Source organism: Cupriavidus sp. 2SB, from assembly GCF_005503625.1.
GTDB lineage: Bacteria > Pseudomonadota > Gammaproteobacteria > Burkholderiales > Burkholderiaceae > Cupriavidus.
The window spans coordinates 1-13,806 of the sequence record NZ_SCMX01000121.1 but is presented as its reverse complement, the minus strand read 5'-3'; the positions used below and the strand labels follow the sequence as shown (position 1 = coordinate 13,806).

At 64.6% G+C, this 13,806-nt stretch carries 16 protein-coding genes and 1 tRNA gene; 5 read left to right on the top strand and 12 right to left on the bottom strand.

Annotated elements, in window-relative coordinates; all coding sequences use genetic code 11:
- The coding region (locus FFS21_RS30470; protein WP_137928396.1) for an MFS transporter at positions 1–1,018 on the top strand (1,018 nt) is incomplete at its 5' end.
- Positions 1,019–1,027: 9 nt separating this feature from the next.
- Here the strand turns inward: FFS21_RS30470 and FFS21_RS30465 are convergent.
- Entirely contained in the window at positions 1,028–1,909 is an 882-nt protein-coding gene (locus FFS21_RS30465) for a DODA-type extradiol aromatic ring-opening family dioxygenase (RefSeq protein ID WP_137928397.1), read from the bottom strand.
- 303 nt (positions 1,910–2,212) lie between these two features.
- Here FFS21_RS30465 and FFS21_RS30460 point away from each other — a divergent pair, with 303 nt between their 5' ends.
- From FFS21_RS30460 to FFS21_RS30445, 4 genes are all read left to right on the top strand, one after another.
- A complete protein-coding gene (locus tag FFS21_RS30460; RefSeq protein ID WP_502705215.1) occupies positions 2,213–2,497 on the top strand; it encodes a hypothetical protein in 285 nt (94 codons plus the stop codon).
- A gap of 160 nt (positions 2,498–2,657) precedes the next feature.
- Positions 2,658–3,968 carry an MFS transporter gene (locus FFS21_RS30455; RefSeq protein ID WP_137928394.1) on the top strand — a complete coding sequence of 437 codons (1,311 nt, stop codon included), beginning with the start codon at positions 2,658–2,660 and terminating at the stop codon, positions 3,966–3,968.
- Between the two features lie 120 nt (positions 3,969–4,088).
- Positions 4,089–4,730 (top strand): DNA-3-methyladenine glycosylase I, encoded by a 642-nt coding sequence (locus FFS21_RS30450; protein WP_137928393.1) that lies wholly within the window; start codon positions 4,089–4,091, stop codon positions 4,728–4,730.
- A 355-nt stretch (positions 4,731–5,085) separates the two neighbouring features.
- Positions 5,086–5,715, top strand: a complete 630-nt coding sequence (locus tag FFS21_RS30445; protein ID WP_137928392.1) for a LysE family translocator — start codon at positions 5,086–5,088, stop codon at positions 5,713–5,715.
- A 10-nt stretch (positions 5,716–5,725) separates the two neighbouring features.
- Here FFS21_RS30445 and FFS21_RS30440 read toward each other — a convergent pair whose 3' ends face one another.
- The 11 genes from FFS21_RS30440 to FFS21_RS30390 form a co-directional block, all read right to left on the bottom strand.
- A complete protein-coding gene (locus tag FFS21_RS30440) occupies positions 5,726–6,640 on the bottom strand; it encodes a cation diffusion facilitator family transporter (RefSeq protein ID WP_137928391.1) in 915 nt (304 codons plus the stop codon).
- Between the two features lie 134 nt (positions 6,641–6,774).
- Positions 6,775–6,850: transfer RNA gene (locus FFS21_RS30435), tRNA-Ala, on the bottom strand.
- 78 nt (positions 6,851–6,928) lie between these two features.
- Entirely contained in the window at positions 6,929–8,653 is a 1,725-nt protein-coding gene (gene soxB, locus FFS21_RS30430) for a thiosulfohydrolase SoxB (RefSeq protein ID WP_137928390.1), read from the bottom strand.
- Positions 8,654–8,695: 42 nt separating this feature from the next.
- On the bottom strand, positions 8,696–9,172 hold the full coding sequence (locus FFS21_RS30425) for a TlpA disulfide reductase family protein (RefSeq protein WP_249359757.1): 477 nt from the start codon (positions 9,170–9,172) through the stop codon (positions 8,696–8,698).
- Positions 9,173–9,192: 20 nt separating this feature from the next.
- Positions 9,193–9,852 carry a sulfur oxidation c-type cytochrome SoxX gene (gene soxX, locus FFS21_RS30420; RefSeq protein ID WP_137928388.1) on the bottom strand — a complete coding sequence of 220 codons (660 nt, stop codon included), beginning with the start codon at positions 9,850–9,852 and terminating at the stop codon, positions 9,193–9,195.
- Positions 9,853–9,868: 16 nt separating this feature from the next.
- A complete protein-coding gene (soxA, locus tag FFS21_RS30415) occupies positions 9,869–10,714 on the bottom strand; it encodes a sulfur oxidation c-type cytochrome SoxA (RefSeq protein WP_137928387.1) in 846 nt (281 codons plus the stop codon).
- Between the two features lie 105 nt (positions 10,715–10,819).
- Positions 10,820–11,281, bottom strand: a complete 462-nt coding sequence (locus FFS21_RS30410) for a DsrE family protein (RefSeq protein ID WP_137928386.1) — start codon at positions 11,279–11,281, stop codon at positions 10,820–10,822.
- Between the two features lie 22 nt (positions 11,282–11,303).
- Positions 11,304–11,615 carry a thiosulfate oxidation carrier complex protein SoxZ gene (soxZ, locus tag FFS21_RS30405; RefSeq protein ID WP_137928385.1) on the bottom strand — a complete coding sequence of 104 codons (312 nt, stop codon included), beginning with the start codon at positions 11,613–11,615 and terminating at the stop codon, positions 11,304–11,306.
- A 60-nt stretch (positions 11,616–11,675) separates the two neighbouring features.
- Positions 11,676–12,131 carry a thiosulfate oxidation carrier protein SoxY gene (soxY, locus tag FFS21_RS30400; RefSeq protein WP_137928384.1) on the bottom strand — a complete coding sequence of 152 codons (456 nt, stop codon included), beginning with the start codon at positions 12,129–12,131 and terminating at the stop codon, positions 11,676–11,678.
- Positions 12,132–12,265: 134 nt separating this feature from the next.
- On the bottom strand, positions 12,266–12,595 hold the full coding sequence (locus tag FFS21_RS30395) for a c-type cytochrome (protein WP_137928383.1): 330 nt from the start codon (positions 12,593–12,595) through the stop codon (positions 12,266–12,268).
- A gap of 289 nt (positions 12,596–12,884) precedes the next feature.
- Complete coding sequence (locus FFS21_RS30390; protein ID WP_137928382.1) at positions 12,885–13,778, bottom strand: EamA family transporter; 894 nt, start codon at positions 13,776–13,778, stop codon at positions 12,885–12,887.
- Positions 13,779–13,806 lie beyond the last annotated feature (28 nt).

Genomic DNA, 13,806 nt, shown 5'->3' with positions numbered 1-13,806 from the left:
GTCGTTCGCCATGCTGGCTGTCGCTGCGGGGGCCATCCTGGCGATGGGGCCGGTGGGACGTTGGGTGGGCCGTCTAGGTAGCGGCAAAGCGTCGATGATTGGCGGCGTGGCCTTCTCGCTGGTCACGCTGAGCGTGCTGGCTGTGCCGAGCTTCGCCTTGCTGCTGCCGACGCTGCTCGTGTTTGGCATGACCAATGCCCTGTTCGATGTCGGCATGAACGCGCAGGCCGCTACGGTGGAAGCCAGCCGCACGCGGCCCGTGATGTCGGCGCTGCACGGCATGTTCAGCCTGGGCGGGATGGTTGGCGCGGCTTTCGGCGGTCTGATGATCTCGTTGGATGTACCCCCGCTCGCGCACGCGGCGATGATCGCGGCCATGACCGCTGCGGTGGCGATCGGCGTCACGCCGGGCCTGCTTGCGGATCACCCCGCACTGCCATCGGCCGAGCACCATCGCGAGCACGCCTCGCGCGCGCTGTGGCTGCTGGGCCTGATGGCGTTCCTGGGGCTGGTGGGCGAAGGGGCAATGTACGACTGGACCACGGTCTACATGCGCGAAGTCACGCAGGCACCGCTCGACTGGGTAAGTTTCGGCTATGCGGCATTCTCGGGCGGCATGGCCTGCGGCCGGTTCGGTGGGGATCTCCTGCGCGCCCGTTTCGGCGATGCGCGCACGCTGACCGGCAGTGCCTGGGTGGGATTCGCGGGCATCGCGCTATCCCTCTTCGTGCCGTTCCCGCTGGCCGCGCTGATCGGCTTCGCGCTGATGGGACTGGGCGCCGCCAACATGGTGCCGATCTTCTTTGCGGCGGCGTCATTCCTGCCCGGCGTGACGCCGGCCGAAGCCATCGCACGCGTGGCGCGCTTTGCTTACGTAGGAATGCTGATCGGCCCGGTACTGATCGGTGGCGTGGCCCATCTGGCCAACCTCCGCGTCGGCCTCGCCGTCGTGGCGCTGACGATGGGCTACATCGCCCTGTTCGGCGCGCGGGCTGCGCGCCGGTATCTCAAGACTTGAGTCTGACCTTCAGGCAGCCTTGGGCAGTGGCGCATGGCCGGTGCCCATGCCCTGGAAGACGAAGGTATCCATCGCCAGCACGCCGTAGGTGACCTCATCGGCAATCCGGGCCACCTCGGCCTGGCTGGCTCCCGCCTCGGCGGAACCCATTGCTGCGCCGAGCACCACGTAGAACGGCAGCAGATGCTCGTCCGTGGGATGCGCGCGGCGCGCGTACGGCGCCTGCGTCCGATAGTCCGCAATACGCGACACATCGCCCGTGGCCAGCGCCTCGTTCAAGGCATCGGTCATCCAGCCGCGGAACGCATCGACATAGGGCTCGGTCTGCGGGCCGTGCTGCGCCTTGCGCTCGCCGCTGCCGAACACCTCCTGCAGGTTGTGCGTGAAGCTGCCCGACCCCACCACCAGCACGCCTTCGGCACGCAGCGGCGCCAGCGCGCGGCCAATCTCGATCTGCGCCGCCGGGCTCAGGTACGGGTTGAAGGCGAGCTGCACCACGGGCACATCGGCATCCGGGAAGAAGTGGCGCATGGGCATCCAGGCGCCGTGGTCCAGTGGCCGATCCGGATCCTCGCCCACGTAGCTCGCGCCGGGAATGGCGGCCGCCTCGATCAGCGATTTCACGCGGGCGGCCAGTTCCGGCGAACCCGGGGCGTCGTAGCGCAGCGCGTAGAGTTCACGCGGAAAGCCGCCGAAATCGTGCCACGCTTCCTGCCGGGTGCGCGTGCCCACGGCCAGCGTGCTGTAGATCCAGTGTGCCGAGATCACGAGCACGGCCTTCGGCTTCAGCGTGCGCAGGCGCTCGCCAAGCGCATCGAACGCGGCGCCCGTAGGGCCGGGATCGATGGCGAGCATGGGTGATCCGTGGGAGACGTAGATGGCGGGAAGCAAGGTAGTCATGGCGCAAGCCGTTCAGCGGTTTTCTGCAATGCATGAAGTCTGGCAAAGATCCGGGGCGGCAACGCGCGCCGTTTGCGGACACTTCGTGCAAAAAACTTGAAGCTACGGGTGCCCCTGCGTGAAGCGGCATCGGAGGGCGTTGGATACCGCACACAAACGATGCAGATGCGCAACAGCACCGGGGCAGCCGTAGTCGGAATCGGCCTATGATGTGCCCAGAGATGCCATGAGGCATCCGCCGGAGAAAGCCCAGTGGCCAAGCGTTTCGATCCCCTGCACGCCCTGCCCCACGCCCTGTGGTGGCAGCCCGGCGTCTATGGCAGCGGCCCAGCCGTACTGCTGTGGATCATCGCGCGGCTACCCGCCGATATGCTCGCCGAAGCCTTCGACATTCCCTTTGCCGCCGCGCTGTTCAATCATGCTGGCGACACGGTCTTCGTGATCGGCTGGACGGCCAGTGCCGCGTGGCTATGGTTCACGCGCAAGCGGCCTGCCCCCACGCCTGACGTCCAGGCCCCCACCCGAGCAGCGGCCGACGCCGATGCCATCGCCAGCCATACGGGGCACGGCGCTCTCTGAACCCTCGTTGATTCGCCACTTTTTGTGCTGCGTACCAACGTGGTGGGCAGGGCTGCTGGCTGGGTTGATGTAAGGAATCGCTTAAGATGACGCCTTGCGTCACCGCCGGACCATAACCGGCGGGGGCAATCCACCGGTTCCTTCCTCTGTATCAAGCCCCATGTCCGTTACCGCAGCCACTGCAAACGACCTCTCCAAATCCACCCGACGACGCGCGATCATCGCCGCCACCATCGGCAATGGCCTGGAATGGTTCGATTTCACCGTCTATAGCTTTTTCGCCGTCATCATTGCCAAGCTGTTTTTCCCCACCGGCAATGATCTGACCTCGTTCCTGCTCACCGTCGCCACCTTCGGCGTGGGCTTCTTCATGCGTCCCGTGGGCGCCATCGTGCTAGGCGTCTACGCCGACCGCGTGGGCCGCAAGGCTGCGCTGACGCTGACCATCCTGCTGATGGCCCTGGGTACGGCCATTATCGGCCTGGCCCCGACTTATGACTCCATCGGCCTCTGGGCGCCCGCGCTGATCGTGCTGGCTCGCCTGATTCAAGGCTTCTCGGCTGGCGGCGAAGTCGGTGGCGCCACGGCATTCCTGATCGAACACGCTCCGGATGAAGAACGTGGCATGTACGCCAGCTGGCAGCAGGCCAGCCAGGGCATTTCGTTCATGCTGGGTGCCGCCATGGGCGCGCTGGTCATCAACGGTCTGGATCAGGCCCAGATCGATTCCTGGGGCTGGCGCATTCCGTTCCTGTTCGGCCTGCTGATCGGCCCGGTGGGTATGTACATTCGCTCGCATCTGGAAGAGCCGCCCGAGTTCGAGGCACGCCAGGCCGAGCGCCGCGCCAACAACGTGAAGTTTTCGCCACTCTCGCAAGTGCTGCGCGACCATCCGCGCGAAGTGCTGGCCGGCCTTGGCGTGACCATCCTCTGGACAGTCTGCACCTATGTACTGGTGTTCTACATGCCGTCGTACGCCAAGCAGCAACTGGGTCTGCCGCTGGGCGCCACGTTCCAGTCCACGGCCATTTGCGGCGCCATCATCCTGGTGCTGTGCCCGCTGATGGGGATGCTGTCCGACCGCGTGGGCCGCAAGCGCATGCTGACCGTGGTGGCGCTGGCTATCCTGGTGCTCGCCTATCCGCTGTTCCACTGGCTCAACGTGGCACCGACCACCGCCACGCTGCTGAAGGTGCAGATCGTGCTGGGCATCCTGCTGGCCGCATTCACGGGCCCGGCGCCCGCCGTGCTGGCCGAGCAGTTTCCGACCGAAGTGCGTTCCACGGGCCTCTCGCTCGCGTACAACTTCGCCGTGACGATCTTCGGCGGCTTTGCCCCGCTGATCGTGACGTGGCTGATCGAGTCCACGCACAACAAGCTGGCCCCGGCCTACTACGTGATTGCGGCTGCCGCGATCAGCGTCGTCGCACTGTTCTTCATGCACGACCGCACGGGCAAGAAGCTGGCCTGACCGGCGCCTCGCCTTCGCTCCGAAAAAGCCAACCTGCGGGTTGGCTTTTTTACATTCGAATGTCCGATTCCAGCGCGCCGCATCCGGTACGCTATCGCTTTGCTCCGCACGGATCGACTCATGACCACCACGTCCGCAAAGTCCACGAAATCGGCATCACAGGCCCAGGTACGCTGCGGCTGGTGCGGTGAACTCGAAGACTACTGCCACTATCACGACAACGAATGGGGATTCCCGGTGGACGACGACCGCCGGCTGTTCGAGAAGCTCTGCCTCGAAGGTTTCCAGTCCGGACTCAGCTGGCTGACGATCCTGCGCAAGCGCGAAGCCTTCCGCCGCGCCTTTGCCAATTTCGAGATCGACAAGGTCGCGCGTTTCACCGAAAAAGACGTGGAGCGGCTGCTGGGCGATGCCGCCATCGTGCGCCATCGCGGCAAGATCGAAGCGGCCATCAACAACGCGAAGCGCGCGCAGGAACTGCTGAAGACCGAGCCATCGCTGGCGGCCTACTTCTGGAAATTCGAACCCGATCCGAAAAGCCGTCCCAGGAAGCTGACCCCCGAAGTACTGCGCACCATGGCCATCAGCCCGGAATCCACGGCGTTATCGAAAGACCTGAAAAAGCGCGGCTGGAAGTTTGTCGGTCCCACCACGATGTACGCGCTCATGCAGGCGATGGGCCTCGTCAACGACCATATGGACGGCTGCACCACCCGCACCCAGGCGCTGGACGCCCGCAAGCGGTTCAAGGTGCCGCGCTAGCTTTTTTCTGCTGGCGCAACAGTACGTATACGGTTTACGTCTTTGTTTACGTATACATAAATAGTAGTAGTAATGGTTAACACGGATGCCGCGCAGTGGATAACCGACTTTTCTCCTTGCCAATCAATACGTTGCAGAAAAGATAACTGTAGGGGCAGGTACGCGGCGTATACGTGGACGGAGGTGGATAATCCGCGTCGGCAATGGAGGTCGGCACGTATACGTCAAAAGTTGTGCGTCTGTTGTACGTATACGTCCCACATGACGCCCCCAGGCATATCACAGGCTTGTTCACGGGGTTGTCCACAGGCACGGCTTGGGTTCACACTGGCGGCTTGCCGCATCGGAGCCGTCCATGGACACCACTACCCTGTTCCTCTACCTGATCGCCGTTGCCACCGTGATGGTGACGCCGGGCCCGACGATGCTCCTTGCACTCAGCAACGGCGCCACGCGGCCCGGGCGGGTCACCGCCTGCGGAATCGGCGGCGCAGCATTGGCCGACCTGATCCTGATCGGCGCGGTCGGCTGCGGCCTGGGCGCCGTGCTGCAGGCGTCGGAACTGCTGTTCTCCGCGATCAAGTGGATCGGCGCGGCCTACCTGCTCTACCTCGCCGTTGCGATGTGGCGCGCACCCGCCCAGGCGCTGGTGGCCACGGCCGACGCCTCGTCAGCCAGCGGCCGCGCCGCCTTCCTGCGCGCGCTGTTCGTGGCGCTCTCGAATCCCAAGGCCATCCTGTTTACCTCGGCCTTCGTGCCGCAGTTCGTCCACGCAGACAAGCCCGTTGCCATCCAGTACGTGATCCTGGCGGTGGTGGCGGCGCTGATGGATATCCTGATGATGGCGATCTACGCGTTCGGCGGCCGACATGCGGTGCGCACACTGTCTGGCCGCGCGGTGCAATGGATCAACCGTGGATGCGCGGGGATGCTGGCTTTCCTGGCGGTGGGGTTGAGCCTGTATCGGCGGAGTGATTTGCGGTGAGGTTGTGTGCTCACCGCACCGGATCGACATGCGTCATGACATTGAGCACATCGTCCCGCTCCATCGCCCGACGCCGCGCTTCCGTGGCAATCGCATGACCCTGCTCGACGGTCAGGTCCGCAGGGATTTCCAGATGCACGTCGACCAGAATCATGTCGCCCATCTTGCGCGTCTTGAGATCGTGCAGCCCCAGCAGTCCCGGTGTTTCCAGCATCGTGATACGCAATTCGGCGACGATGTCTTCATCGACGGCACGATCCATCAGATCGCTCATTGCATCCCAGCCGAATCGCACGCCCATCCGCGACACCATCAATCCCACGACGATGGCCGCCACCGGATCGAGCACGTGATAGCCGAGCAGGTTGCCACCGATGCCCAGCGCCACCACCAGCGATGACGCCGCATCCGACCCCGCGTGCCAGGCATTGGCCACGAGCATGCTCGACCTGACCCGCTCCGCCACCCGCAGCAAGTATCGGAACAACAGCTCCTTGGAAGCCAGCGCCCCCAGCGCCACCCACAACGCCACGGCCTGCACCGGCTGCACGCCGTCGGGATGTTCGATCTTGCCCACTGCCGCCCACAACATCCCCACCCCCACCGACAGCAGCAACACACCCAACGCAAACGACGCCGCCGTCTCGAACCGATGATGCCCATACGGATGATCGTGATCCGCCCCCTTGCGGCTGTGATGCCCGGCAAACAACACCACGAAATCCGAAACCAGATCGGATAGCGAATGCAGCGCATCGGCCACCAGCGCCTGCGAACCCGCGACGATGCCGATGAAACCCTGCGCGGCGGTCAGGGCGATGTTGACGAAGACGCTGACGAGGGTCGAACGACGGGCGGCGAGGTGGCGGACTTCGGGATCGGAGGATTCGCTACGTACGGAAGACGGGGCTGTGGGCGTGGACATGGTGCGCCGGGAAGCTGAACGAGAGTCACACGGTATCACTTCCCGGCATCCATCCCACAAACAGAAACGCCTCCACGAGGGAGGCGTCGGGCCGGAGATGCGATCTCCGGTGGGGTTACTGCGGGACTGGAATCTGGTGGACCGAAGGAGGATCGAACTCCCGACCTCTGCATTGCGAACGCAGCGCTCTCCCAGCTGAGCTATCGGCCCGTGCGGTCGATTCTAGCCGAACTTCGAGCGGCCTTTCAATCGCATGGAACCAACACCTGAGGTGGGGTCAAGGCAGGATCAAACGGGTGCCATGCCGGGGTTGCCGTCCATGCCTTTTACGGTCGGCAGGTTCAGCGGTCGGGCGCTGACTTCCTTGTTCGATCGCAGCCATTGGGCCATGACGTCCCAGATCGGCGGGCCGCCAGCCTGGCGGGCGTCTTCGGCGACGGGGGCCCAGCCGGCTACCTTGTAGGTCTTGTCGGCGTCGATGGGCTGGCCGGCCAGGCGCATGTCGGTGATGCGCTGGCCCATCGCCCGGGTGGGGTCGATGGTGTATTGCAGGCCGCCCACGCGCACCATGTCGCCGCCTTGCTGATAGTACGGATCCGGGTTGAACAGGTTGTCGGCCACGTCTTCGAGCACAGTCTTGATCGTGGTGCCGGACATCTGCGTGACCGTGGTGTACGGATAGGTGATGGCGGTCTGGTCCATCAGCGCTTCCATCGTGATGGGCTGGCCGGGTAGCAGCGTGGTGCCCCAGCGGAAGCCGGGCGAGAACGCGATCTCGGCGTCCTGCACGGCCATCAGGCCGTCGAGGATCAGTTGGTCGAAAGTGCCGTTGAAGTTGCCGCGCCGATACAGCAGGCCACGATTCACGGCGAGCACTTCGCCGAGCTTCGACTCGTACGGTGCGCGCACCTTGCGGATCAGCGCTTCCATCTGCGGATCGGCGGGTAAGTAGTTGGCGAAGACCGGGAGCAGCTTGTATCGGAAATCGGCCACCTTGCCGTTGCGGACGTCGAAGTCGAGCACGCCGAGGAACTTGCCGTTGGAGCCGGCGTTGGTCACCAGCGTGACGCCGCCCGCGTTCTTCACGGATACCGGCTTCGGCACACCGTCATGCGTGTGGCCGCCCAGAATGGCATCGAGACCCCGCACGCGCGAGGCGAGTTTCAGGTCCACGTCCATGCCGTTGTGCGACAGCAGGACCACCACCTTCGCACCCTTGCCGCGCACTTCATCGATCACCTGCTGCAGGTTTTCTTCCTGGATGCCGAAGGTCCAGTCCGGCACCAGGTAGCGCGGATTGGCGATGGGCGTGTACGGAAACGCCTGGCCGATGATGGCCACCGGCACGCCGTTCATCTCGCGGATCACGTACGGATCGAAGACCGGATCGCCGAAGTCGTTGGTCTTCACGTTCTGCGCCAGGAACGACACGCGCCCCTTGAAATCGTTATCGACGATCTGCTTCACACGCTCCGCGCCGAGCGTCATTTCCCAGTGCGGCGTCATCACATCGACGCCAAGCAGCAGCGCTGCATCGACCATGTCCTGGCCCTTCGTCCACAGCGCGGTGGCCGAACCCTGCCACGTATCGCCGCCATCGAGCAGCAGCGCGCCGGGCCGGCTCGCCTTCATGCGTTGCACGAGCGTGGAGAGGTGCGCAAATCCGCCAACCTTGCCGAAGCGTCGCGCGGCTTCCGTGAAATCGAGATAGGTGAATGCGTGGGCCGTCGCGCTGCCCGGTGCGATGCCGTACGCGCGCAGGAACGCCTGTCCGACGAGGTGCGGTGGCTTGCCTGCCCACTCGGCCACGCCGAGATTCACGCTCGGCTCGCGGAAATGCACGGGGTTCAGTTGCGCGTGGCAATCGGTGAAGTGCAGCAGATGCACGTTGCCGAAGCGTGGCACGTTGTAGAGCCGCTCGGCCGCCTGCGCGGCCTGGGCGTCGCCACCGGAAAATGTCATGCCTCCGGCGCCGGCCACCGCCAGCACCTGCAGGAACTCGCGTCGGTTCATGCTGTTATCCGTTGTATTGACGTGAAGGGCGCCGATGGCGCGTCACGGCTTGCCGTAGCGAGCCAGTGCCGCCACATCGTCGTCGATCATCTCGCCCACTTCCTTCTGCACCACGCGGCCATTGCCGTCGAGCACGTAGAGCTCCGGCAAACCCCGGCGCGCGCCAAAGGCGCGGCGCAACGCATCGGAATCCATCGTCGCGGGGAAGGTGTAGCCGCGCTGTTTCAGGTACGCCTGCGATTCGCGCGGTTCCTTGTCGATGCTGATGGCCAGCACCTGCAGCTTCGTGCCGCGCGTCTTGTCGTACAGCGCCTGCAGCCTCGGATTCTGCAACGCGCAGAACGGGCACCACGTTGCCCAGAATTCGATCACCACCGGCTTGCCGGCCCAGTGCGAAGCGGGCACTGTGCTGCCATCGAGCAGCTTCAGTTCAGGCAGGCGGATGGTCTCGCCCACCTCGGCAGCCAGTGCCGGGGCAACGGTGAGCGCCATGGCGGCGGCGACAAGCCACCTCCGCATGCGCCGCGCCGCCGTTGCCATTACTGGTTGACCGGCGAGGCCGGGTCCAGCAGCAGCGCCATCACGTCGCGGATCTGCTGCTCGGTCAGGATGCCCTTATGCCCGAAACGCGGCATGTTCGAGCATGCGCTGTACGCGTTCGAATCCCAGATCTTGCCCCACGTGTACTTGACCACGTCCTGCGAGTTGCCGCGCAGTTTTCCGTAGTGGTAGAGCGAGGGGCCGATATTGCCGAACGAGATTTCTGCCTTGGTCAACTGGTGGCACGCGTAGCAGTTGGCGCCGTTGACGCCGCCCACCTGGTCGCTGAACTGCATGCCCCGGCCGTTCTGCGCGATCTTCTCGCCTTCCTTCCAGTCGCCGATGAAGTTGCTGTCAGCCGGGTACTTCACCTGCTTCAGTTCGGCGGCTTCCACCTTCTTGGCCAGCGGCGTCGGCACCTTGGTGCGGTCGGGATACTGGCTGCATGCCTTCTGCGTGGCGTCCTGGTTGATCACGCCCTCGACCGTGGCCGGTCCCTTCGACGTGAACGACGATTCGATCAACTGGCGGATGTCGGCGTCGGTGACCTTTGCAACGTTCTCGGCCTTCGTACCCTTGGCTGCAGTTTGCGCATGGGCACCGCCAATCAGGCCGAGCGATGCGATCGATACCAGCGCCATCGTGTGGAGTGTCTTCATGTTCTTGTCTCCCGGCTCAGCGCTTCATGTTCGGACCATCGTACGTGCCGCCGTTGGCGTTCTTCGCCAAAAACATCGTCAGGGCGGTGATCACGTCCGAGCCATAGGCCGGTTCAGGAAAGCGCTGCTGGCGCAGGCAGTCGTACAGACGGTGCTGCATCGTGCGAACCTCGCCCTGCGACACCCGGTACGCCGGCCAGGTCGTGTACGCAGCCTGTGCGCCTTTCTCGGTCATCAGGTTCGGCAGGTCCTGCAGGCGGATGCGCTGGCCGTCCACCGCGTGGCACGTGGCGCAGGCAAAGTCGTACGCGCCGCCACGGTAGTAGAACATCTTCTGGCCGAGCGCATAGACGCGCTTCTCTTCGGCATGCTTGAGCTGGACGTTCATCTTCACGCCGCGCGATTCGCCCGTCACGAAGGCCGCCAGCCGCTCGATATCGGAAGGCTTGCCCGCCGACGAGAACGGGTTCTTCAGCGCCTCTTCCTGCGTCAGGCCCTGTAGCGTCACGCGGCAATAGGCCAGGCGCTGCTCCAGATCCATGACCTTGTTGGCATCCTTGAAGTAGCGCGGCAGTTCGGCGTATGCCCCCTTGGTCACGCCCGGCCCCTTGCCCAGGTCGCACTGTTCGAGCGAGGCATTCTTCGGACCGGCGGGCTTCTTCCACAGCTCTTCGCCCGCGGCTTCCCACAGTTCGGCGGGATTGCCTTCGGCCAGCATCTGCCGATACTTGGCGATTTCCTCGGCGGTCTTGTCCTGTGCCAGCGCAGGGCCGGACAGTGACGCGGCCACGACGGCAGCGGCTGCGGCCAGCGTGGCCAGCACCGCCGTCACGGCGCGGCGGGTGTTGCGCTCGGTAACCATTGGGGCGTTTCTCCTCGTCGTCTCGCCCTAGCGCCAACTGGCGCGCGGGCGGACCACTGTCTTGTTGGATCCGGCGGCTCGTTGCCGGATGTCATGCACAGCCGGTCAGGGCTTGATGTAGGCGTAGCCTTCCTCGAACTGCAACCGGGCCACTTCCACCACGCCGGCCTGCACGACCTTGGCGTCCATCAGCAGGTTCTGCTCGGAAATGCGGCGCGCGGTCAGCGTGTTGCGGCAGACGCGGAACTCCACGCCCGACGAACTCAGCGCCGCCACGGGCGCCTCGAACGTGTTGCCGCGCGCATCCTTCGCGCCCTCCACCAGGAAATCCACGCCAAAACCGAACGCCACCACCACGATCTTGGTGTCGGGCGCGCCGTTCAGGTGATTGCGCAGGTTGGCCATGGCGCGCACAGCCTGATCGTTGCCTTCGGACAACTGGTAGACCACCTTGACGCGGCCCTTGCTGCCGGAGGATGCCGGCGCGGGGGCCTGCTGGGCCGATGCCTTGGCCGTAAGGCCGATGGCGGCCAGTGCCGCCGTGGCGCGAAAGAATGCTCGCCGCATAATGCTTCCTTGCTTCGCCGGATCAGGCGATGGTGGCCTCGTCGGTACGCTTGTCGCCGCGGTTGTCGACCCAGGTCACGGTGACCTTGTCGCCCTTGGCGCCGCCCTTGAACTTGAAATTCAGGAACGGGTCCTTCGACACGGCCGGGCCGAACTGGGCCTGGAACACGTCTTTACCTTTGTAGCTGGCCGTCACGGTCTGGATATGCCAGGCCGGCACGGTCTTGCCGGAGGCGTCCTTGCGCTGGCCCGTCTCCATGTCGTGCTTCATCAGAATCTTGACGTCTACGACGCCGCCGTTTTCGGTGGCGCGAACGCGCATCGGGTCTGCCATGTGCTTCTCCTGTCAGCAGGGTTCTGGAAAATCAGTGCTCGAACTGTCTGGTGCCGGGCCTCAGCCGCCGCAACCACCCAGCGTGACCTTGATTTCCTTCGATGCCACGTACCACTTGCCACCGGCCTTGACGGCCGCATGCACCACGGACGTCTGGCCCATCTTCACGCGCGTGGACACGAACGGTTCGGTGCCGGCCGGGATGATGAAGTCGGCGGCCAGCGTGTTCGGATTCTTTTCCACGAGGATGGCGATCTGCTCGGTGTCCGGAATGTTGCTCGTCACGGCCACGGGCACCACGGCGCCGTTCTCGGCGATGTCGGGGGCGTTGAAATGGATAGCGCTGCTTTTCTCGGTGCCGCTGCCGCCGAGCGACTTGATCACGTCGGCCACGCTCTTGCCGTCGAAGGCAGCCTTGTTCCATTCGGCGGCTTGCGCCTCGCTGATCAGCCCGGTGGCTGCCATCAGCGACAGTACGGCGGTCATCCGCAGCACTTCACGTCGTTTTGTATTCATTTGCTTCCCGTACTATTCGTACCCGGTTTCTGTCGACCCCTGCGGTCCCCGGTGCGTCGCCGGGTCCTGCGCTTCATAAAACTGGCTGGTGCGCGGCGGACCGGCCAGGGCCGGCCCGTCCGCTGGCAGCGTGCTTACTTGGCCGGTGCGCCGGCCAGTACCCACTCCACTACCGTCTTCAGGTCTGCATCGCTGATGGCTGGGTTGGCCGGCATCGGCACCGGACCCCAGACGCCCGAACCGCCGCCCTTCACCTTGGCCGACAGCTTGGCCAGCGCGCCCTTGTCGCCCTTGTACTTGGCGGCCACGTCCTTGTAAGACGGGCCCACCAGCTTCTTGTCCACCTGGTGGCAGCCCATGCAGGCGTTCTTGTTGGCGATTTCCTGCGCCTTGGCGGCATCGACTGCGGCATGTGCGGACGCGCCGGCCACCAGCAACGCGGCGGCGATGACAAACTGCTTCATGTGTTGTGCTCCAAACTGAATGAGCCGTGGGGACGGCAAATGGCCGCGCTCGGACATCTCCGCGGCGCGGCGCGCGCTGGCCACCGTTGGGGCGGGCTTCTGAGGAGTGCCTCGTCGGTGAACGGTGAGGGCTCCACGGCATATGCGGCCAGCCCGCTATTTTGCCTCAAGAATTTGCGAGGCTACGGACAACGCCGTGATATCGATATGTACAAAAAAGGAGGGAATCGCCGCGATTTACCGAGTATTTGCGGGTTAACCCTCAATTTTCTGCAAAATTGGCCCGAAGTCAGCGTCGTGCCACGGCCCTGCCCGTCCCCAGTCGATTGCCGAACACATTCAGCAGCAACCCAACCATGACCACGGCAGCGCCTGCCCACTGGGCCAGACCCAGGTCCTCCCCCAGCAGCACGTGCGCCGACACCAGGCCCACCACTGGCACCAGTAGCGTCAGCGGCGCCACCTTGCTGGCGGGATAGCGGGTCAGCAGGCGGCCCCACATCGTGTAACCGAACAGCGTGGCGGCAAAGGCCAGGTAGCAGACAGCGAAGATCGCCTTGCCCGGCACATGACCCATGGCATCGACAATGCGCCCCGGCCCTTCGAACCAGAGCGACAGCAGCGCAAACGGAACGATCGGAATCAACGCGCCCCAGACGACAAGCCCCAGCAGGTCCACCGGGCCAATCTTCTTGCTGACGATGTTGCCCGTTGCCCAGCACAGCGCCGCGCACAGGGTCAGGATGAAGCCTGCGGCCGTCATGCCGCCCGGCCCGTGTGCGGCCCCACTGCCGATCAGCGCCAATCCGCCTGCGGCCACCGCCATGCCGGCAAGGTTGTGCCAGCGCAACGGTTCGCCAAGCCAGAACGCCGCGATGGCGACGGTGAAGAACACCTGCGACTGCAAGACCAGCGACGCCAGCCCGGCCGGCATGCCCACGGCCATCGCATAGAACAGGAACGCAAACTGGCCCAGGCTGATCGTCGCGCCATAAGCCACGAGCATGCGCAGCGGAATGCGGGGGCGCGGAATGAAGAAGATGGCGGGGAAGGCGACAAGGCAGAAGCGCAGCGTGCCGAGCAGCATCGGCGGTACGCCAACCAGACCTACCTTGATAACGACGAAATTGACACCCCAGACCACGATGATGGCCAGGGCAAGGAGACGATCTTTGGGTTGCATGATGTGGAGGGGGCGGCATCCCTGGGGG